The organism is Piscinibacter sp., from assembly GCF_050175855.1.
Lineage (GTDB): Bacteria > Pseudomonadota > Gammaproteobacteria > Burkholderiales > Burkholderiaceae_C > Piscinibacter.
The window spans coordinates 1-20513 of the sequence record NZ_JBFXIO010000032.1 but is presented as its reverse complement, the minus strand read 5'-3'; the positions used below and the strand labels follow the sequence as shown (position 1 = coordinate 20513).

The window sequence follows — 20513 nt, the reverse complement described above, 5'->3', positions numbered from 1 at the left end:
CGAAGCGCTCGGTGATCGCCGGGTTGCTGTCCGACGCGCGCGCCAGCGGGCTGACCTCGACCGGGTAGTCGACGATAAAGGTCGGGTCCCAGAGCTTCTCTTCCACCGCCGCCTCGAACAGGCCGAACTGCAGTTCGGCCAGCGTCCAGTGCGCGGGCGGCTCCTCGCCGAGCGACTTCAGCTTCTCGTGCAGCACCTTTGCATCGGCGGCCTCTTCGCGCGTGAGGCCGGCGTGCACCACCAGCGCGTCCTGCACCGTCAGGCGGGCGAAGGGCTTGTCGAGATCCACCGGACGGCCGGCGTAGGTGAGGCTGGCCGAGCCGGTGGCCTGGCGCGCCGCGTGGCGCAGCACCTGCTCGGTGAAGTCCATCAGGTCGTGATGGTTCCAGTACGCCGCATAGAACTCCATCATCGTGAATTCCGGGTTGTGCCGGACGCTGATGCCCTCGTTGCGGAAGTTGCGGTTGATTTCGAACACACGCTCGAATCCGCCGACCACCAGCCGCTTCAGGTAGAGCTCGGGCGCGATGCGCAGGAACATCTCCTGGTCGAGCGCGTTGTGATGGGTGACGAAGGGCTTGGCGTTGGCGCCGCCCGGGATGGGGTGCAGCATCGGCGTCTCGACCTCGAGGAAGCCGTGCTCGACCATGAAATTGCGGATCGACGACACCGCCTTGCTGCGCGCCGTGAAGCGCAGCCGCGCCTCCTCGTCGGTCATCAGGTCGACGTAGCGCTGGCGGTACTTCTGCTCCTGGTCGGTCATGCCGTGGAACTTGTCCGGCAGCGGCCGCAGGCTCTTGGTCAGCAGGCGCAGCGTGCGCACGGTGACGGTGAGCTCGCCGGTCTTGGTGCGCATCAGCGTGCCCTCGGCGCCGAGGATGTCGCCCAGGTCCCAGTGCTTGAAGTGCTCGTAGACGTCGGCGCCGACGCCATCGATGGTCACGCGCAGCTGGATGCGGCCGGAGGCGTCCTGCAGCGTCGCGAAGCTGGCCTTGCCCATGATGCGCTTGAGCATCATCCGCCCGGCCACGCTGACCGTGATGCCCTGCGGCTCGAGCTGCTCGTTCGGCAGCTCGCCGTACTTGCGCTGCAACTCGAGCGCGCGGTGCGCCGGCTTGAAGTCGTTCGGGAATACGGCCGCACCCTTGGCCTTGGCCTGCGCGCGCAGCGCGGCGAGCTTCTCGCGGCGTTCGGCGATCAGCTGGTTGTCGTCGAGGGCAGAGGCGCTGGCGTGGGATTCGGTCATGGCGGATTCCGGTAGACCGGCGATTTTAGAGGTACCCCCGGCGCGTCGCCTCGCAACGCTGGCCACCAGGGAGGGCCGCCATCACGGCGCTCTATAATGGAAGGCTCTTCAGAGGTGCATCCGTTCTGCGGCGCCGCTGCCGGGTGCGCGGGGTGAACCCTTCGCTCGCGAGGCCCAGGCTTGGCCGCAGCCTCGTACAGCGACGATCCTCGTTCGAGCCAAGACATCGTGACCTCCAAGACTGCCCTGATCACCGGTATCACCGGACAAGATGGTTCCTACCTCGCCGAGCTTCTGCTCGCGAAGGGCTACGAAGTCCATGGCATCCGCAGGAGGGCGTCGCAGTTCAACACGGCGCGCATCGACCACCTCTACCGTGATCCGCACCAGCCGGGCGCGCGGTTGAAGCTGCACTACGGCGACCTCGCCGACTCGTCCAACTTGACACGCATCATCAAGGAGACGCAGCCCGACGAGATCTACAACCTAGCGGCGCAGTCCCATGTCGCCGTGAGCTTCGAGTCGCCGGAGTACACCGCAGACGTGGATGCCCTGGGCACTCTGCGCTTGCTCGAGGCGATCCGATTCCTGGGCATGCACAAGCGCACGCGCTTCTACCAGGCCTCGACGAGCGAGCTGTACGGGCTCGTGCAGGAAGTGCCGCAGCGCGAGTCGACGCCGTTCTATCCGCGCAGCCCGTACGCGGTGGCCAAGCTCTATGCCTACTGGATCACCGTCAACTACCGGGAGGCCTACGGCCTGTACGCCTGCAACGGGATCCTGTTCAACCACGAGTCGCCGCGACGCGGGGAAACCTTCGTCACCCGCAAGATCACGCGCGGGCTGGCCAACATCGCGGTGGGGCTGGAGAAATGTCTCTACCTCGGCAACCTCGGCGCACTGCGCGACTGGGGCCATGCTCGCGACTACGTGGAGATGCAGTGGCTGATGCTGCAGCAGGACACACCAGAGGACTACGTCATCGCCACGGGGCGGCAGATCTCGGTCCGCGAGTTCCTTCGCCTCGGTACCCGGGAGCTCGGCATCGAACTGGAGTTCACGGGCAGCGGTGCCGACGAGCGAGCGGTGGTGGCCGCCGTTTCCGGGCCGGATGCGCCGGCCGTGAAGCCGGGCGACGTGATCGCCGTCGTCGACCCTGGCTACTTCCGCCCGGCAGAAGTCGAGTCGTTGCTCGGCGATGCGGGCAAGGCGCGGGAGCGGCTGGGCTGGCAGCCGCGCACCACCGTCGACGAGATGGTTCGTGAGATGGTGCGGCACGACCTCGAGCTGGCCCGGCGCCACGCCCTGCTGAGCCACCACGGCTACGATGTCCCGGTCAGTCTCGACCGCTGACCGCGCCAGCCACGCCACCTCCCATGTCGCTGCTCGGCACTGCCGTCCACGCGTTCAAGTGGTCTCTGCTCGGGGAGGCGGCATCGCGACTGGTCGGCCCGCTGGTGTTCATCATCCTGGCGCGCGTGCTGGCTCCGCAGGACTTCGGCGTGGTGGCGGCGGCCACCGTCGCGATCAGCTTCTCGGAGGTGTTCTGGTTCAACGGTCTGTCGCGGGCCTTGATCCAGCACCCGGACGACAACCCTGCGGCCGCGGACGCCGTCTTCTGGATCAATCTCGCGCTGGCCGCCGTGCTGGCCGTGGCGCTGCTGCTGGCCGCGCCGGCCCTGGCATGGTTCTTCGGCGACCCGCGGGTGGCCGATGTGCTGCGCTGGCTGTGCCTGCAGATCCCTCTGGCCGCGGCCTGCTCGGTGATGACGGCGTTGATGCAGAAGCGCTTCCAGTTCGCGCGTCTGTTCTGGATCCGCATTGCCAGCACCGCCGGGCCGGGGTTGGCCTCGATCCCGCTCGCGCTGTCGGGCTGGGGCTACTGGGCGCTGGTGGCCGGCGTGCTTGTCGGGCAGATGCTGCAGTTGCTGCTGCTGTGGCACTTCAGCCAGTGGCGCCCGCGCGCTCGCATCGACCGTGCGCTGTCCGCGGATCTGCTGCGCTTCGGTCGCTGGAGCCTGCTCAGCGGCTTGCTGGGCTGGCTGTACGGATGGCTCGACGCCATCGTCGTCGGGCACTTCCTCGGATCCGAAGAGATGGGCTTGTACCGGACCGGCAACACCTTCGTCACGGTGGTCTTCGGCATGGTCTTCGCGCCGCTGATGCCCGTGCTGTTCAGCCTCTTTTCCCGCGCGCAGCACGACGTGCCGCGCCTGCGCGAGGCACTGATCACGGTGGCGCACGCCATCGCCTTGCTCGCGCTGCCGATCGGCATGGGTCTGTATGCCCTGCGAGAGGATGTCGGAGCGGTGGTCTTCGGCGCGCAGTGGACGGGCGTGGGAACGGTGATCGGCCTGCTGGCCATCTCGCACGCGATCGGCTGGATCGCAGGGGCCAACGGGGAGCTCTACCGGGCCGTGGGCAAGCCCTACGTCGAGACCTTCACGATGGCGCTGATGATCGTCGTCTACGTGCCTGTCTACCTGTTTGCCATACGGAGTGGTCTGCAGGCCTTCCTCGACGCGCGTGTCGCGCTGTCGGCGCTCGCGCTGCTCGCCCACGTGGTCGTGAGTTGGCGCGTGATCGACATCGAGCCGCGGCGCTGGGTGCGTTCCTGCGTGTGGGCGGGCACGGCCGCCGGCGTCGCGGCCTTGCTGGTGCGATGGCTCGATCGTGCGCCGGAAGGTCTGGCCAGCGGCCCGCTGTTGGCGGCCATGGCGGGCGTGCTGGCCTATGGCGCCATGATCCTCCTGCTCGAGTTTTCCTTTCTTCAACGACTGTGGTCCATCCTCAGGACTCGCTCGCCGGCGCAACCGGCGGCCGAACTGCCTCGAGGCTGAAAGCGAGTTCATGGGTATTCGTCAGTTCGTCAGCGACTCCTGGTGTCGTCTCCGCTACCCGCAGTTGTCCGCATCGTTCGCCGTGCCGTCGCACTTGACGCATCGCGAGCGCGTCGCCCTGTACGAGCAGGCACGCGGACCGGCGGTACTCTCGATCGTCGAGATCGGCTCCTACCTCGGGGCCTCGGCCACGGCGTTCGCTTGCGGCTTGCGCGATGCCGGCAAGGCCGCAGCGCGCGTCTACTGCGTCGACACCTGGAACAACGACGCCATGTCCGACGGCAAGCGCGACACCATGGCTGCGTTTCGCCAGAACACGCAAGAGTTCGGCAGCATGATCGTGCCCACGCGCGGCTGGAGCACCGAGGTGGTCGGCACCATCGCTGCGCAGGCGGGCACGGTCGACATGCTGTTCGTCGACGGCGACCATTCCTACGACGGGTGCCTGGCGGACTGGCAGGCCTACCGGCCGCTGCTCAAGCCGGGTGCCTGGGTCGCTTTCCACGACATCGGATGGGCCGAAGGCGTCCAGCGGGTGGTCGCCGAACAGGTCCAGCCGCACGTGCAGGCCCAGGGGCGCCTTCCCAACCTGTGGTGGGGACAGATCGCGTGATCCTGGCCTCGGTCATCATCCCGACACGCGATCGTGCCGACGTGCTGGCGCGCTGCCTGCAGTCGCTCGAGCGGCAGACGGCCGCAGCCGACGCGTTCGAGGTGATCGTCGTCGACAACGGGTCGCGCGACCACACCCGGCAGACCGCACTGGCCTTCGAATCGCGGCTGCGGCTGCGCTACCTCCACGCCCCCGAGCCGGGTCTGCATGTCGGACGTCATGCCGGCTGGAAGGCCGCTCGAGCCGACCTGCTGGTGTTCTGCGACGACGACATCGAGGCCGAGCCGAGCTGGGTGGGCGGCGTCATCGACGCCTTCGCTGACCCTCGGGTCGGCCTGGTTGGAGGCAACTGCCATCCGAATTTCGAGGCCGAGCCGCCGCCCTGGCTGGCGCGCTGGTGGAACGAGCCCGTCGGGGCGGGCCGCGCGCTCGGCTACCTGAGCGTTCTCGACTTCGGCCACGGTCGCTTCGACATCGACCCTTCCTTCGTGTGGGGCTGCAACTTCTCGGTTCGCCGCGCCGTCCTCGACGCGGTCGGCGGATTCCACCCGGACGGCATGCCCAAGGACCTGATGCGGTTCCGGGGCGACGGCGAATCCCACGTCGCCCGCGCAGTCCGTGACCAGGGTTGGCGCACGCTGTTCAGTTCCGAGGCCAGCGTGCACCACCAGGTCAGCGCAGGGCGCATGACGCCGGCCTACTTCGAGCAGCGAGCCTTCGCCCAGGGGGTCTCCGACTCCTACAGCGCCGTCCGCCGCTGCGCGGGCATGCCCTTGCCGCTGGCCGAGCGCCTGCTGCAGGCGCTGCGACCGACCGCGCGGACGCTGCGGGAGCGCTGGCGCGCGCGCGCGACGGCATCCGACGTGGTGGGCGCCGAACTGCTGAAGGTCCGCCTGGGCACGGTGCGGGCTTGGCGCGAAGGATTCAACTACCACCAGTCGCAGTTGCGCACGGACCGGCACCTGCTGGAATGGGTCTTGAAGGAGTCGTACCTGACATGAGCGCCATCCTGCGCAAGTTGCGCGAAGAGGGGCCGGGCCGCACTGCCGCAGCGGTGTGGCGCCGCCTTGCACGGCCGCTGCACGAGCTGCGCACGCGCCACCTGCCTGCCTACCGCGACCCCAGCGACGAGCAATTGGCGCAGGTGGAGCGAGAGCTCGGCGAGCTCGGCGTGCATTGCGGTGACTACGCAGCCGACGAAACGGCCTTCGCGGCCTTCAAGCAGCGACTGCGTTTCCCGGTCGACTACCACGGCGGCGAAAGCGGCGCCGTCTACGAGGAAAAGCTGCTCGAGCACTTCGTGGCCTGGGACCTGCTCGGCCTCTCCGACCGGCCGCAGCGCTGGCCCTACGTGGACATCGCGAGCGCGTCGAGCCCCTGGGCCTCGATCCTGCGCGCGCAGGGCTTCGAGGCGTTCTCGATGGACCTGGCGCCGCACCCGTCGCTCGCGCGGCTGCCGTACACGATCACATCGGATGCCACGGCCAGCCCGTTCGAGAGCGCCAGCGTCGGCAGCGCCTCCTTGCAGTGCGCCTACGAGATGTTCGCCGGCGATGCGGACATCCGGCTGCTGGCGGAGCTGGCACGCATCCTCAAGCCGGGCGGACGGGTGGTGATCTCGCCGCTGTACACCCATGTCGAGGCCTGCTACTACCAGAGCCCGGAGCATGCCGGGCGGCCGCTCGGCGACGCAGGCGCTACCGCCTACGTCAGGCGGGATGCCCATGACGTGCCGTGCTCCCGGAAGTACAGTGCCAGGTCGCTGCTTCAGCGGGTGATCGAGCCGGCGCGCCGGGCGGGGTTGCGGCCGGGCGTGCTGGTACTGCGCAACAAGCGGCAGCTCGGTGCCGGCATCTATCTGCACTTCATCCTGGTCCTGGACAAGCCTGCGGAGCCCGGCGCATGAGCAACACTCCCGGCGTGGAGCGCATCGAGGTCGGCGGGCGCGAATTGGCGCTGGTCCTGCGCGCCCGGTTCCGCCGCGAAGGCATCGAGTTCCTGACCCGAGACGGCGACTCGCAACAGCTCGGCTACATGCACCGGCCGGCGGGCTACGTGATCGCACCGCATGTGCACACGCCCGTGCCGCGCGAAGTGAGCTACACGAAGGAGGTGCTGTTCATTCGCAGCGGCCGCGTGCGTGTGGACTTCTACGACGACGACCGCCAGTACCTCGAAAGCACCGTGCTGGAGGCCGGCGATGTGGTGCTGCTCGCCCTCGGCGGCCACGGATTCGAGATGCTGGAGCCCACCGAGATCATCGAGGTCAAGCAAGGGCCCTACGTCGGTGACCGCGACAAGATCCGCTTCGAGCCTGTGGCGCCGGAGCACATCCGCATGCGAGGAAGCTGCCCATGATCCCAGTCAATGAACCGCTTCTCGACGGCAACGAGAAGGCCTACCTGATCGAGTGCATCGAGACCGGCTGGATCTCTTCCGAGGGTCCGTTCGTGCGCCGCTTCGAAGAGGGCATGGCGGCAAGCGTCGGTCGCAAGCACGCCATCGCGGTGAGCAACGGCTCGGTGGCGCTGGACGCCGCGGTCGTGGCGCTCGGCATCGGCCCCGGCGACGAGGTGATCCTGCCGACCTTCACCATCATCTCGTGCGGCGCGGCGATCGTCCGTGCCGGCGCCACGCCGGTGGTGGTCGACTCCGATCCGCTGACGTGGAACATGGACGTGGCGCAGGTCGCCGACCGCATCGGCCCGCGCACCAAGGCCATCATGGTCGTGCACATCTACGGGCTGCCGGTGGACATGGCACCCATCGAGGCCCTGGCCGAGAAGCATGGCCTGGCGATCATCGAGGATGCGGCCGAGATGCATGGCCAGACCTATCGGGGGCGGCCGTGCGGAAGCTTTGGCGCCATCAGCACCTTCAGCTTCTACCCGAACAAGCACGTCACCACCGGCGAAGGCGGCATGCTGATGACCGACTCGGACGAGCTGGCCGAACGATGCCGGAGCCTGCGCAACCTGGCCTTCAAGCCGCCGCGGCGGTTCGTGCACGAGGAGCTCGGCTGGAATCTGCGCATGACCAGCATGCAGGCCGCTCTCGGCGTGGCACAGCTCGAACGCCTCGATCGTTTCGTGGAGCGCAAGCGGGCCATGGGACGGCGCTACACGGCGGGCCTGGCGGGTGTGCGCGGCGTGCAGCTTCCGCTGCCCGGCAACGCCGACGCGCAGAACATCTACTGGGTCTACGGACTCGTGCTCGACGACGCTGTCGGGTTCGACGCCGAGGAGGCGATGCGGCGTCTGGCTCAGGCCGGCGTCGGCTGCCGTCCCTTCTTCTGGCCGATGCACGAGCAACCCGTGTTCCGTCGGATGGGGCTGTTCGACGGCGAGAGCCATCCGGTGGCCGAGCGCATCGCCCGGCGCGGCTTCTACGTGCCCAGCGGACTGGCGCTGAGCGACGAACAGATCGACACGGTGATCGGTGCGGTCAGGGACCTGCTGCGATGAGCCAGTTCGACCTCTACGCAGCCTACTACGACCTGCTCTACCGCGACAAGGACTACGCCTCCGAGGCTCGCTATGTCGACCGTCGGGTCAGGGCCGCCCTGCCGACGGCGGGCCGACTGCTCGAGCTGGGCTGCGGTACCGGCGGGCACGCCGTCGAACTGGCCGGCCTGGGGTACTCCGTGCACGGGGTCGACCTGAGTCCGGCCATGGTCGAGCGGGCGGCGCAGCGCCGCCTGGAAAGCCCGGCGCTGTCGGCGCAACTGTCGTTCGAGCAGGGGGATGTGCGCAGCGTCAGGGTGGGCCGCCGCTTCGACGCGGTGATCTCGCTGTTCCACGTCATCTCGTATCAGACCACCAACGCCGACCTCGCCGCCGCCTTTACCACGGCGCGAGCGCACCTGGATCGCGGCGGCGTGTTCGTGTTCGACTGCTGGTACGGGCCAGCCGTGCTGAGCGACCGTCCGCGGCAGGTGGACAAGCGGGTCGCCGACGATCAGATCGAGGTCTTGCGCCGCACGCGGCCCGAGATGCACGTCAACCTGAACTGCGTCGACGTGCACTTCGACATCGCGATTGCCGCGCGCGTGTCCGACGATCGCCGCGAGGTCCGTGAGACCCATCGCATGCGCTACCTGTTCCTGCCGGAGATCGAGCATCTGCTGCGCCAGGCAGGGTTCGACCAGGTCGAGGCCGAGCGCTGGATGACCGGGGTGCCGCTGGACGACTCGACCTGGTACGCCTGCATCCGAGCACGGGCCGTCTGACCGTGAAGCGCGTTTCGGTCTTCGCACCGATGGGAACGCTGGACCACCAGACCGGCATCCTGAACGCGGCGAACAGCTTCGCTGCGGCAGGCTACGAGGTCGAGGTCCTGACGGTGCGCAACCGACGCTTCGAGGAGGTGCGCTTCGAGTCGCCCAGGATCCGGGTGCGCGCGATGCCGATCCACTTCGACAGCGACCGCGAGCCTCGCGCACTGGTGACGCTGCTGTTTCTGGGCTGGGTCCTGCTGGCGTTCTGGCGGTCGCACCCGCTGGTCTTTGCCGGCGGGATCCGCGGGCTGCTGGCCGCGTACGGCTATGCGCTGTTCCGGCGGTGCTCGATCGTGAACTACCAGACCGAGCTCTACATCGGCGCCAAGCTCGATACCCGGGGCAAGAAGCTGTTCAAGGCGCTAGAGCGCCGGGCCGCCCGCCGAAGCCTGCTGACGATCGAGCACGATGCCAGCCGGCGCGAGCTGCTCGTGGCCGACCTGGGTGTCGACCCTCGGCGCGTGGCGATCGTCCCCAATGCGCCGCGCGGTCCGGCGGCCTGGCGGCCCTCCGACTTCCTGCACCGCCGCCTCGGCCTCGAGCCCGACACGCCGATCTTGCTCAGCCCGGGGTCGCTGAGCGAGTTCTTCGCTTCCAGCCTGGTGGTCGAAGCGGCTCAGCATCTTGCGCCGCCCTGGCGCTGCGTGGTGCACTCGGCTCAACCGCGTTCGCGCGACGAACCCTACATCCGCCGGCTCCTCGAGCTGGACAAGACAGGCCGCACCGTGTTCTCGCTCGATCCGATCCCCTACGATCAGATCGACGCCCTGCTGGGCAGTGCGGCCGTCGGCATGGCCCTGTACTCGTCGGAAGTCGGCCAGAACACCTCGTCGGTGGGGCTGGCCTCCGGCAAGCTGTCGCACTTCCTGAAGCTGGGCATCCCGGTGATCGTTTCGCCGCTGCCCGGACTGGCCGACTTCGTCCGCGAGCATGGCGTGGGCGACGTGCTCGAGTCGGCGCAGCAGCTCCCTGAGCTGATCGCCCGGATCGAGCGTGATGCGCAGGGCTACCGCCGCCGTGCGCTGGCCTGCTTCGATGCCCACCTGGCCTACGAGAGAGCCTTCGAGTCAGTGCTCGCCGTCACCGATCCCGTGGCGGAGCGTGAGGCATGATGACCGTGCTCCGACCCCCCCCGTCGAGGCGGCTCGCGCTCGCCGCAGCGGTGGTGCTGATCGTGGCGGGCTCCCAGCTCGGGATGCTGTGGCTGGCCCATGCCTACCTCGATGCCGAGCGCGGTGCGGACGTGCTCTCGATCGAAGCGCTGTGCGGCATGGCCGCCATCCTGCTGGCCCTGCTGTCGTCGCGCATCAGCGTGCGCCCGCGGCTGCCGGCCGTGCTCGCGCAGGATCGGGTCGGTCGCTGGCTTTTCGCGTTCCTGGCCGCGTGCATCGCCGGCGAAGTGTTCCGCCCGGATCGAACCTTCGAGCACATCACGACCTTCGTTTCGATCGGTGCCTACTACGTGATTGGCGTCTTCGCCGGCCGGTGGTTCGCCAGCGAGCGCGCCAGCGTGCCGGTGCTGCCCTTCCTGCTTTCGATCCACACCGTGTGGTACCTGGGACTGCTGGTGTTCTATGCGCGCGGCGATCTGGGCTTCTACGGCATCCTGCCCGACTCGGATGTCCTTCGCCTGGAATTTCGCAGCGGCTTCACCGCCACCGAACTGCCGATCTATGTCGGCTTCCAGCTGCCTGTGCTGCTGTACGTGCTGTTCGTGCCGCATGGCGCCTTGCTGACCACGTGGGCGCTGGCCCTGCTCGTATGCGCGGCCGGCCTCGTCTACCTGAGCGCCTCGTCGGCCGCGATGGCGGCGCTGCTGATGGTCTTCGTGGTCGTGCTGTTGGCACGTCGCGGCGCTTCACTGGCGAGCTTCCTGCGAGTGGCAGCGGCCTGCGGCCTTGCCGTGGCAGCGCTGGCTGCCGTGGCGGAAGGAGTCGTCCAGTCCGCCGAGGGAAAGCTGCTGGCCTTCTTCTCCAGCGAAGGGATTCGGGCGCTGATCTACGGTGAACTTCTGGGCATCATCCAGTCCCAGCCGATGGGCATCGGCAAGAGCCGATTCGTCCAACAGAACAACTTCAGCTGGCTCGGCGAAGGCGTGTTCCCGCACAACAACGTGCTGGGCATCGGGGCCGAGATGGGGGTGCCCGCCATGCTTCTGTTCCTCGCGCTGGGCGTCGCGGTGCTGCTCGAGCTGGGCCGGCTGGCCTGGGTCAGGCGTGAAGACATCCCGCGGCGCGTCCGCGTGCTGGTGGCCATCGCCCTGGGCACCTTCCTCTACCAGCAGTTTCGCGGCCTCTTCCAGGACACCTGGGTGGTCAAGGAAACGTACTTCTGGCTCGGCACGGGCGTCGGCGCCGGCCTGGCGCTGGCCCGCGTCCGCACGTTGCCGATGCCGGCCCGAGCCGTCCCCTAAACCATGCGCATCTCGATCATCGTTCCCTGCCGCAACGAGGCGCCCCACATCGACGCCTTCCTCGAGTCGGCCTTCGCGCAGCAGTTGCCGCAGCCGGGCGACGAACTGGAGATCGTGGTGGCCGACGGCATGAGCGACGACGGCACTCGCGACCGCCTCGATGCCTGGCGCATGCGCCAGCCTCTGCTGGTCGTCGTCGACAACCCTCGGCGCATCACGTCCGCCGCGCTGAACATCGCCATCCGGCAGGCCAGCGGCGAGATCGTCGTGCGCATGGACGTGCACACGGTGTACGCGCCGGACTACGTTGCCGGCTGCGTCGAGGCGCTGCGCCGCACCGGGGCGATGTGCGTCGGCGGTGCGTGGAAGCCGGTCGGCAGCGGCTGGCCGCAGGCGGCCATCGCTGCGGCGTTCGAGAGCCGATTCGGTTCGGGCGGCGCGGCCTCCCGCCAGGCCGGCTACGACGGCCCGGTCGACACGGTCTATCTCGGTGCCTGGCGACGTGACGACCTGCTTTCCCTCGGCGGCTTCGACGAGTCGCTGGTGCGCAACCAGGACGACGAACTCAACCTGCGCATCAACCGCGCCGGCGGTGTCGTCTGGCAGAGTTCCGCCATCCGGTCTTCGTATGCCCCGCGTGCCTCGTTCGGCGCCTTGTTCCGCCAGTTCTACCAGTACGGCTACTGGAAGGTGGCGGTCATCCGCAAGCATCGCCTGCCGGCATCGCCGCGGCACATCGTTCCGTTCGCCTTCGTGCTGACACTCCTGGTCCTCGCGCTGGCCGGCCTGGCCTGGACGCCGGCCTGGATCGCGCTGGCCGTGCTGTGTGCGGTCTACGTCGCCGCCGCGATGGCAGGCGCCGCGGCCTTCCCCGAAGCGCTGCGCACTCCGCGCGGGGTGCTGGGCTACCTGTTCGCGTGCATGTGCATGCACGCGGGCTATGGCATCGGCTTCGCGCAGGGAATCCTCGATCTCGTGCTGCTGCGTCGCGGCCCGCACGACGCGATGTCCCGACTTACCCGATGAATCCCATGGAACCCGCCAAGTCCGAGACTGAACTGGTCGCCGAGCGCTACGCGCGCCGGCGGGCCGACGACCTGTACAGCGTGCTGAGACCCGAAGTCTGGCTGGCGATGCAGGAGCGCCAGCGGGTCCTCCTGCGGATGCTAGCCACTCACAGCGACCGTCGCCTCGAGGCGCTGCGGCTGATCGAGATCGGCTGCGGCAGCGGCAGCAACCTTCAGGAACTGATGCGTCTGGGGTTCGATCCGGCGAACCTGGTCGGCAACGAACTCCTGCCCGAGCGGCTCGCCGCCGCTCGCCGCAGCCTGCCCGCCGTCACCGAGGTGCACGGCGGCGACGCCCTGCAGTTGCCCTTCGCGGAGGGCAGCTTCGACATCGTCTATCAGTCGACGGTCTTCACCTCCCTGCTCGACGACGACTTCCAGCAGCGTCTGGCCGATCGCATGTGGCAGTGGGTGAGACCCGGCGGGGCCGTTCTTTGGTATGACTTCGTGTTCGACAACCCGAACAACAAGGACGTGCGCGGCGTACCGCTGTCGCGCGTGCGCACCTTGTTCCCACAGGGCTGGATCGACGCCCGACGGGTGACGCTGGCCCCGCCGATCAGTCGCCGCGTGGTGCGCCTGCACCCGATGCTCTATCCCCTGCTGAATGCGTTGCCCCTGCTCAGATCGCACGTGCTGTGCTGGGTCGAGAAGCCACGGGTCTAGCCCGGGTCGTCCAGAATCCCTCTTCAAGGAGTCGACGTGAGTTCCTCTAGTGCCACGCCTTTCCTGCCGTTCGCTCTGCCCGACATCGGCGAGGAAGAGATCGCCGCCGTCTCCGAGGCGTTGCGCTCCGGCTGGGTGACCACCGGGCCGAAGACCAAGCAGTTCGAGCAGACGTTCAGCGAGTACCTCGGCGGTGGCGTCGAGAGCATCGCCGTCAACTCGGCCACGGCCGGGCTTCATCTGGCCCTGGAGGCGCTGGGGGTGGGGCCGGGCGACGAAGTCATTGCCCCGTCGCTCACCTTCACGGCCACCGTCGAAGTGGCGCGCTACCTGGGCGCCGACGCGGTGATGGTCGACGTCGATCCGGTCACCCTCAACGTGGACCCGGCCAGGCTGAGAGCCGCGATCACGCCCCGTACGAAGGTGCTGATGCCGGTTCACTATGGCGGCCTCGCGTGCAACATGGACGAGATCCTGGCCATTGCCAAGGCGCACGGGCTGAAGGTGGTCGAGGACGCCGCCCATGCGCTGCCCACCACCTGGCGCGGCACGCCGGTGGGCCAGCTGTCGTCGGACGTCACGGTGTTCAGCTTCTACGCCAACAAGACGATGACCACGGGCGAAGGTGGCATGGCGGTGACGCGCGACCCCGAGTTGGCCAAGCGCATGCGCGTGATGCGCCTGCATGGGATGAGCCGCGACGCGTTCGACCGCTTTGTCTCGAAGACGCCGGCCTGGTACTACGAGATTGTCGCCCCGGGCTTCAAGTACAACCTCACCGACATCGCCTCTGCCATGGGCATCGAGCAGTTGCGCAAGCTGCCGCGGTTCCAGGAGCGGCGCCAGGTGCTGGCTGCGCGCTACTACGAAGGCCTGGCCGGCCTGCCTCTCGTGCTGCCGGCCGATGCCCCGAAGGGCGACGTGCATGCCTGGCACCTCTTCGTGATCCGTCTGGCCGAAGGCGCGAGGCTGGGCCGCGATGCGGTGATCGAGGCACTGTCGCAACGCGGCATCGGCACCAGCGTGCACTACGTGCCGCTGCACCGGCAGCCCTACTGGCGCGATCGCTACGGCCTGAAGCCCGAGATGTTTCCGGTGGCCGACGCGGCCTACCTCTCGATGATCAGCATCCCGCTGTTCACCCGGATGACCGACGTCGACCAGGAGCGCGTGATCGCCGCACTGCACGAGGTGCTCGGCTGATGGCCAAGCGCGCGTTCGACCTGCTCTTCGCGGCCGGCGCGCTGCTGCTGATCGCGCCACTGCTGCTGGCGGTGACGGCCTGGATCAAGCTCGATTCGCGCGGGCCGGTGCTCTTTCGCCAGGTGCGCGTCGGTCGTGCAGGCCGCGAGTTCCACATCCTCAAGTTCCGGACGATGCATGTCGACGCGCCGTCGCGCGGCCCCCAGATCACGGTGGGCCGGGATCCCCGCATCACCCGTTCGGGTCACTTCCTGCGCAAGTACAAGCTCGACGAGCTTCCGCAGTTCTTCAACGTCCTGGTGGGCGACATGAGCGTGGTCGGCCCGCGACCGGAAGTGCCTCGCTACGTGGCGATGTACCCGCCGTCCACGCGCGAGCTGGTGCTCAGCGTCCGCCCCGGAATCACCGATCTCGCGTCGATCGAGTATCGCGACGAGAACGAGCTGCTCGGACGCAGTGCCGATCCCGAGCGCACCTACGTCGAGCAGGTGATGCCGGCCAAGCTGTCCTTCTGCGAGCGCTACGTGCGCGAGCGAAGCTTCGCCGGCGATCTCGGCATCATCGGCCGGACCTTCGTCGCCGCCTTCGCCCGGCGCTGACAATCGCACCATGCCCCTGAATCTGATGCGCCGATTGACCGCCCTGCCGCAGCGGGCGAAGAGCATGCTGATCGTGGCGGCCGACCTGCTGCTGCTTCCGTTCGCGCTGTGGTCGGCGATCGTCCTGCGCCTCGGCGAGATTCCGCTGGAGAGCGGTCCGCCCTGGTGGGCCTATGCGCTGACCCTGGTGGTGTCCCTGCCGCTGTTCCTTCACCTCGGCCTGTACCGCGCCGTGATCCGCTACCTTGAGACGCGCGCATTCATGCTGGTCATTGGGGCGTCGCTGGGCGCCGCGGCCATCTTCGCGCTGGTGGAGATGCTGATTGGCATTCCCGGGATTCCGCGCACGGCGCTGATCATCTACGCCGCGCTGTCGGCAGGGTACGTCGCGCTGGCACGGCTGGCCGCGCGCCAGCTGCTGCGCGGCAAGGGGCACGATGGCCGCGATGCCGTGCCGGTGGCGATCTACGGTGCCGGGGCGGCGGGCCGTCAGCTGGCGCAGGCATTGCGCCTGGGCGGCGAGTTCCGGCCGGTGGCGTTCATCGACGACGCCGTGCTCCTCCAGGGCCGATCGATCATGGGTCTGGCGGTGCACTCGATGCCCGACCTACCCACGCTCAGCGAGCGCATGGGCCTGACGATGGTGATCGTCGCGATTCCCAGCCTGTCGCCGGGTCAGCGTGCAGCGCTGCTGCGCCGACTGGAACCTCTGAATCTGGAAGTTCGGCTGGTTCCAGGCATGTCGGAACTGATCCGCAACGAGCTCGGAGCCGCGGACGTTCGCGAGGTACGCCCCGAGGACCTGCTCGGCCGCGACGCGGTGCAGCTCGACTCGGACGCGCTGAGCAGCTTCCTGGGTGGACGCACCGTGATGGTCACCGGGGCCGGCGGCTCGATCGGCTCTGAACTGTGCCGGCAGATCGCGCGCTACCGTCCTCGCTGCCTGGTGCTGTTCGAGCTCAGTGAACTGGGCATGTACACCCTGCGCGAGGAGCTGATCGAACGGCATCCCGAGCTGGCGCTGGTGTGCGCGATCGGTGACGTGAAGAACGCGGCGCGCGTGGAGCATGTCCTGGGCGCGCACCGGCCCGCGGTAGTGTTCCATGCTGCGGCCTACAAGCACGTGCCGCTGATGGAGGAAGTCAATGCCTGGGAAGCGTTGCGCAACAACACCTTCGGCACCTTCGTCGTCGGCGAGGCGGCAATCCGCCACGGCGTCGAGAAGTTCGTGCTCGTCTCCACCGACAAGGCGGTCAACCCGACCAACGTGATGGGCGCGTCCAAGCGCCTGGCCGAGACCGTCTGCCAGACGCTCAACGGTCGCGGTGCGACGCGCTTCGAGATAGTCCGGTTCGGGAACGTTCTCGGCAGCAGCGGCAGCGTCATTCCCAAGTTCCGCGACCAGATTGCCGCGGGAGGCCCGGTCACGGTCACCCATCCGGACATCGTCCGTTACTTCATGTCCATCCCCGAGGCCGCGCAACTCGTGCTGCAGGCCGCCTGCATGGGGCAGGGTGGCGAGGTCTTCGTGCTCGACATGGGCGAGCCCGTGCGCATCATCGACTTGGCGCGCAATATGATCCGCCTGTCCGGCCACACCGAGGACGAGATCGGGATCGAGTTCACCGGGCTTCGCCCGGGCGAGAAGCTCTTCGAAGAGCTGCTGTCGGACAGCGAGTACACGCGACCGACGCACCACTCCAAGATCCGCATTGCCCGCGTGCGCTTCGTCGAGCAGGCGTGGTGGCTGAAACTGCACGACTGGATCACGCAGGACCGCTGGGTCGACGACGACGAGGTGCGCCGGACGGTCGCCGGCTTCCTGCCGGAGTACAAGCCCTGGCCCGGTTCGGCATCCGCGCCTGCGGCGCCGGCGCGCTCGATCGCCAGCGATCCCTGACGGTCAGACGACCCCGGCCTGCAGCAGCATGCGCATGCTGACCGCACCGATCAGCTGGCCATTGTCGTCGACCACGGGCAACGCCGAGATGCCCTTGCTTTCCATGACCTCGACCGCCTCCACGGCGAGCCGATCGGCCCGAGTGGTCGTGAACTGCCGGTTCATCTCCTCGGCGATCGGCGTGGTCTTGATGTCGACATCGCGGTCCAGGGTGCGCCGCAGGTCACCATCGGTGTACACGCCGACCAGTTTTCCCGCGTCGTCCAGGATGCCAATGAAGCCCAGTCCGGCGCGGGACATCTCCACCAGTGCTGCGCGCACCGTAGTGTGAGGACGGGTGTGTGGAAGATCGGTTCCGGTGACCATCACGTCCTCGATGGTCATCAGCAGCTTGCGGCCCAGCGTGCCATGCGGGTGCGTCGCGGCGAACATGTCGGCCGTGAACCCGCGCGCCTCGAGCAGGCACAGGGCCAGTGCATCTCCCAAGGCGAGGGTGAGCGTGGTGCTGGCCGTCGGAGCCAGGCCGAGCGGGCAGGCTTCGCGTTCGACCGCTGTATGAACGACGGCATCGGCATGGCGGCCCAGCGGCGAGTCGGACACGCCGGTCAGCGCCACCGTCCGCACGCCGTGGCGCTTCAGGTAGGGAAGCACGCGCAGCAACTCGTCGCTCTTGCCCGACTGCGAGATGGCAACCACCACGTCGTGCGGCGTGACCATGCCGAGATCGCCATGACCGGCCTCGCCGGGATGCACGAACAGCGCGGGCGTACCGGTGCTGGCCAGCGTCGCCGCGATCTTGCGGCCGATGTGTCCCGACTTGCCCATGCCCATGAGCACGACCCGGCCAGGCGGGCGCGTTTCGAGCAGGATGCGTAATGCTTCCAGGAAGGGGGCACCCAGGCGGTCGCGGGCGGCAACGATCGCGCGCGCCTCGACGTCCAGCACCTGTCTGGCAAGCGCGAGGAGATCGGTCGACGGGGATGTCTTCATGTCAGGCAAAGTTCGGGGCCGTCGCGAACGGGAGGCCGGCAGCATCCTTGGCCGAGACGAGGTAGGGCGGAGTGCCGGGCCAGTCGATGGCCAGATCGGGATCGTTCCAGCGGATGCAGGCTTCGGCCTCCTGCACGTAGTAATCGGTGGTCTTGTACAGAAAGTCGGCCGAGTCGCTGAGCACAACGAAGCCATGCGCCAGGCCCGGTGGTATCCACAGCTGCCGGTGGTTGTCCTGCCCGAGTTCGAAGCCGACCCAGCGCCCGAAGGTCGGGCTGCTGCGTCGAAGGTCGACGGCGACGTCGAACACCAAGCCCTGCGTGACGCGCACCAGCTTGCCCTGGGCATGCGGCGCCACCTGGTAGTGAAGCCCACGCAGCACGCCTCTGGTGGAGCGCGAGTGGTTGTCCTGCACGAACGCGACGTGCCTTCCGACGGCCGCGTCGAAGACCCGCTGGTTGAAACTCTCCATGAAGAAGCCCCGCTCGTCGCCGAAGACCCTCGGCTCGAGCACCAGCACCCCTTCGATGGCGGTCGGCGTGACCTTCATCAGTACACCCGCTCCTTCATCAGCCTGGCGAGGTACTGCCCATAGCCGTTCTTCAGCATGGGCTGCGCGAGTGCCTGCAGCTGCTCCGAACTGATCCAGCCGGCGCGCCAGGCGATCTCCTCGGGGCAGGCGACCTTGAGTCCCTGGCGCTTCTCCAGCGTGGCGATGAACTGCCCGGCTTCCATCAGGCTATCGTGGGTGCCAGTGTCCAGCCAGGCGTAGCCGCGGCCCATGATCTCGACGTCGAGCTGGCCCTGGCCCAGGTAGCGGGCATTGACGTCGGTGATCTCCAGCTCACCCCGGGTCGATGGCTTGATGCTGGCGGCAATGTCGCACACCTGATCATCGTAGAAGTACAGGCCTGTTACGGCGTAGTTGCTTTTCGGCGCCCTGGGCTTTTCCTCAATGCTCAGTGCGCGCCTTTCCGGGCCGAACTCGACGACGCCGTAGCGCGCCGGGTCGGTGACATGGTAGGCAAATACGGTGGCGCCCGACGTGCGGCTCGCCGCGTTGCTCAGCAGGCGCTGCAAGTCGTGCCCGTAGAAGATGTTGTCGCCCAGCACCAGCGCGCTGGGATATCCGCCCACGAACTCCCGGCCGAGGATGAACGCCTGGGCCAACCCATCGGGGCTGGGCTGCACGCAGTAGCGGATGTTCAGCCCCCACTGGGCGCCATCGCCGAGCAGCGCTTCGAACCGTGGCGTGTCCTGTGGCGTGCTGATGAGGAGGATCTCGCGGATGCCGGCCAGCATGAGCGTGGCCAGAGGGTAGTAGACCATCGGCTTGTCGTACACCGGCAGCAGCTGCTTGCTCATCGCGAGCGTGGCCGGGTGCAGCCGCGTACCGGATCCACCGGCGAGGATGATGCCCTTGCGATTCATGTGCGGGCCCCGTTCTCGCGGCGCCACAGCTCGGCCCCGATCACGTAGAAGCAGGCGACGACCAGCGCGAGGATGCCGGTCAGCACGGTGATCAGTCCGCGCTTGGGGCCTGCCTTCTTCTCCGGTGGATGGGCCGTGTCCACCACCTGAATCAGTGCACCTTCGCGGCTCTCGTCCACCTTCGCAAGCTCGTACTGCTTGACGAAGATATCGAACAACGCTTCCTGGTACTTGAACTCGCGGTAACGGTCCACGTACTCCGAGCCGCCTCGAGGCACGTCCTGCCGCTCGGCGCGTGCCACCTGATCACGCAGCGCACTAAGCGCGGCCCGCTGCTGTATCACCTCGGGCGTGTTCTCGGCCAGCATGCGACGCAGCGTCTGCAGACGCACCTCTGCGGCAGTGGCCTGAGCGCGCAGCCGCGCATAGCTCTCCGCGGCGGACTTCGGCTCGACCTTCAGTGTTCCCTGGCTGATACCGCTCTCCTCCAGCGCACTCTGCGCCTTCGACAGCCGTTCCTTAGTCTGAGCGAGTTGCTGCTCGAAGAACGCCCGCCGCTGCTGTGCCTCAGAAACGGCCAGCCCGGTGGTCATCTGCCGGAGTTCTTCGACATACGCATTGGCGATTTCTGCCGCCCGTGTCGGATCGCGGTCGTCCACACTGACGCTGATGAGGCCATCCTTCTTGCCCACGCCAATGCGGACGTTCTCTCTCAGCTGCTTGCGTGCGTCCTGCCGGTACTCCTTGTCGTAAACACTGAGAAGCTTGAACCGCTCGATCAGCTGATCGCTGACAGTCGTGCTTTGCATCAGAGCCACGTACTGGTCGGCCGGGCTCTTCACGTTCGCGAGCCCGCCCGCCAGGCCGGCAAGTGCTCCTAGTTGCGAGATGGCAGCGGCGGCGGCGCTTTGTTGCTGCTGCGGTGGCAGGATCACTGTCGTGGCGGTGTACCAAGGCGGGATGAGGCTGACCATGCCGAGGCCTGCCGCGCCGGCCAGCACCGCAGTGCCCGCGATGAGTTTCCATCTCGCGACCAGCATCGAGAACAACTCGACGAAGGAGACGCCCCCGTCGTCTTCTAAACATTCATCCTGCGCGGCAGCTATCGTCTTTTCGGTCATGGGAGCTGTTACTTCAGCGTTTTGATGGCCGCCGCACCCAGGCCGAACTGCGCCAGGATCTGCGTCCACTCCTTGGCGTTCTGCACGAAAGTGGTCTTGCCGACCTCCTCCGGCACGAAGATGGTGTCGCCCGGCTGGGCGGGCAGGC

General features: G+C 67.8%; 20 protein-coding genes. 15 read left to right on the top strand and 5 right to left on the bottom strand.

The window, feature by feature from the left end; translation table 11 throughout:
• Positions 1–1246, bottom strand: a 1246-nt coding sequence (gene lysS / locus AB7U92_RS04650) for a lysine--tRNA ligase (protein ID WP_428575036.1), incomplete at its 3' end; no start/stop codon positions are given.
• A gap of 228 nt (positions 1247–1474) precedes the next feature.
• On the opposite strand from lysS, the gene gmd reads away from it, so the two are divergent.
• The 15 genes from gmd to AB7U92_RS04575 all read left to right on the top strand — a co-directional run bounded on the left by gmd (position 1475) and on the right by AB7U92_RS04575 (position 16823).
• Complete coding sequence (gene gmd, locus AB7U92_RS04645) at positions 1475–2599, top strand: GDP-mannose 4,6-dehydratase (protein ID WP_428575035.1); 1125 nt, start codon at positions 1475–1477, stop codon at positions 2597–2599.
• A gap of 23 nt (positions 2600–2622) precedes the next feature.
• Positions 2623–4086 (top strand): lipopolysaccharide biosynthesis protein, encoded by a 1464-nt coding sequence (locus AB7U92_RS04640; RefSeq protein ID WP_428575034.1) that lies wholly within the window; start codon positions 2623–2625, stop codon positions 4084–4086.
• Between the two features lie 82 nt (positions 4087–4168).
• Positions 4169–4699 carry a class I SAM-dependent methyltransferase gene (locus tag AB7U92_RS04635; RefSeq protein ID WP_428575033.1) on the top strand — a complete coding sequence of 177 codons (531 nt, stop codon included), beginning with the start codon at positions 4169–4171 and terminating at the stop codon, positions 4697–4699.
• A complete protein-coding gene (locus tag AB7U92_RS04630) occupies positions 4696–5700 on the top strand; it encodes a glycosyltransferase (protein ID WP_428575032.1) in 1005 nt (334 codons plus the stop codon). The genes AB7U92_RS04635 and AB7U92_RS04630 overlap by 4 nt, the downstream gene beginning before the upstream one ends.
• Positions 5697–6605, top strand: coding sequence for a methyltransferase domain-containing protein (locus tag AB7U92_RS04625; protein ID WP_428575031.1), 909 nt, complete (start codon positions 5697–5699; stop codon positions 6603–6605). Before AB7U92_RS04630 ends, AB7U92_RS04625 begins: the two co-directional genes overlap by 4 nt.
• Positions 6602–7057, top strand: coding sequence for a cupin domain-containing protein (locus AB7U92_RS04620; RefSeq protein WP_428575030.1), 456 nt, complete (start codon positions 6602–6604; stop codon positions 7055–7057). Before AB7U92_RS04625 ends, AB7U92_RS04620 begins: the two co-directional genes overlap by 4 nt.
• Positions 7054–8163, top strand: a complete 1110-nt coding sequence (locus tag AB7U92_RS04615) for a DegT/DnrJ/EryC1/StrS family aminotransferase (RefSeq protein WP_428575029.1) — start codon at positions 7054–7056, stop codon at positions 8161–8163. Before AB7U92_RS04620 ends, AB7U92_RS04615 begins: the two co-directional genes overlap by 4 nt.
• Positions 8160–8927, top strand: coding sequence for a class I SAM-dependent DNA methyltransferase (locus tag AB7U92_RS04610; RefSeq protein ID WP_428575028.1), 768 nt, complete (start codon positions 8160–8162; stop codon positions 8925–8927). The genes AB7U92_RS04615 and AB7U92_RS04610 overlap by 4 nt, the downstream gene beginning before the upstream one ends.
• A 2-nt stretch (positions 8928–8929) precedes the next feature.
• Positions 8930–10087 (top strand): glycosyltransferase, encoded by a 1158-nt coding sequence (locus AB7U92_RS04605; RefSeq protein ID WP_428575027.1) that lies wholly within the window; start codon positions 8930–8932, stop codon positions 10085–10087.
• Positions 10088–10092: 5 nt separating this feature from the next.
• A complete protein-coding gene (locus tag AB7U92_RS04600) occupies positions 10093–11388 on the top strand; it encodes an O-antigen ligase family protein (protein ID WP_428575026.1) in 1296 nt (431 codons plus the stop codon).
• Positions 11389–11391: 3 nt separating this feature from the next.
• On the top strand, positions 11392–12414 hold the full coding sequence (locus tag AB7U92_RS04595; RefSeq protein WP_428575025.1) for a glycosyltransferase family 2 protein: 1023 nt from the start codon (positions 11392–11394) through the stop codon (positions 12412–12414).
• 5 nt (positions 12415–12419) lie between these two features.
• Complete coding sequence (locus tag AB7U92_RS04590) at positions 12420–13121, top strand: class I SAM-dependent methyltransferase (RefSeq protein ID WP_428575024.1); 702 nt, start codon at positions 12420–12422, stop codon at positions 13119–13121.
• 36 nt (positions 13122–13157) lie between these two features.
• The gene (locus tag AB7U92_RS04585) at positions 13158–14324 is read left to right on the top strand and encodes a DegT/DnrJ/EryC1/StrS family aminotransferase (protein WP_428575023.1); all 1167 of its coding nucleotides are present in this window, start codon (positions 13158–13160) and stop codon (positions 14322–14324) included.
• Positions 14324–14923 carry a sugar transferase gene (locus AB7U92_RS04580; RefSeq protein WP_428575022.1) on the top strand — a complete coding sequence of 200 codons (600 nt, stop codon included), beginning with the start codon at positions 14324–14326 and terminating at the stop codon, positions 14921–14923. The genes AB7U92_RS04585 and AB7U92_RS04580 overlap by 1 nt, the downstream gene beginning before the upstream one ends.
• A 10-nt stretch (positions 14924–14933) precedes the next feature.
• Entirely contained in the window at positions 14934–16823 is a 1890-nt protein-coding gene (locus AB7U92_RS04575; protein ID WP_428575021.1) for a polysaccharide biosynthesis protein, read from the top strand.
• 3 nt (positions 16824–16826) lie between these two features.
• Here AB7U92_RS04575 and AB7U92_RS04570 read toward each other — a convergent pair whose 3' ends face one another.
• The 4 genes from AB7U92_RS04570 to AB7U92_RS04555 are packed head-to-tail and all read right to left on the bottom strand — an operon-like array spanning position 16827 to position 20365.
• On the bottom strand, positions 16827–17813 hold the full coding sequence (locus tag AB7U92_RS04570; RefSeq protein ID WP_428575020.1) for a KpsF/GutQ family sugar-phosphate isomerase: 987 nt from the start codon (positions 17811–17813) through the stop codon (positions 16827–16829).
• Between the two features lies 1 nt (position 17814).
• Complete coding sequence (rfbC, locus tag AB7U92_RS04565; RefSeq protein WP_428575019.1) at positions 17815–18363, bottom strand: dTDP-4-dehydrorhamnose 3,5-epimerase; 549 nt, start codon at positions 18361–18363, stop codon at positions 17815–17817.
• Positions 18363–19244: a glucose-1-phosphate thymidylyltransferase RfbA gene (rfbA, locus tag AB7U92_RS04560; RefSeq protein WP_428575018.1), complete on the bottom strand. Its 882-nt coding sequence runs from the start codon at positions 19242–19244 to the stop codon at positions 18363–18365. Before rfbA ends, rfbC begins: the two co-directional genes overlap by 1 nt.
• Positions 19241–20365 carry a GumC family protein gene (locus tag AB7U92_RS04555; RefSeq protein WP_428575017.1) on the bottom strand — a complete coding sequence of 375 codons (1125 nt, stop codon included), beginning with the start codon at positions 20363–20365 and terminating at the stop codon, positions 19241–19243. Before AB7U92_RS04555 ends, rfbA begins: the two co-directional genes overlap by 4 nt.
• Positions 20366–20513: the final 148 nt, after the last annotated feature.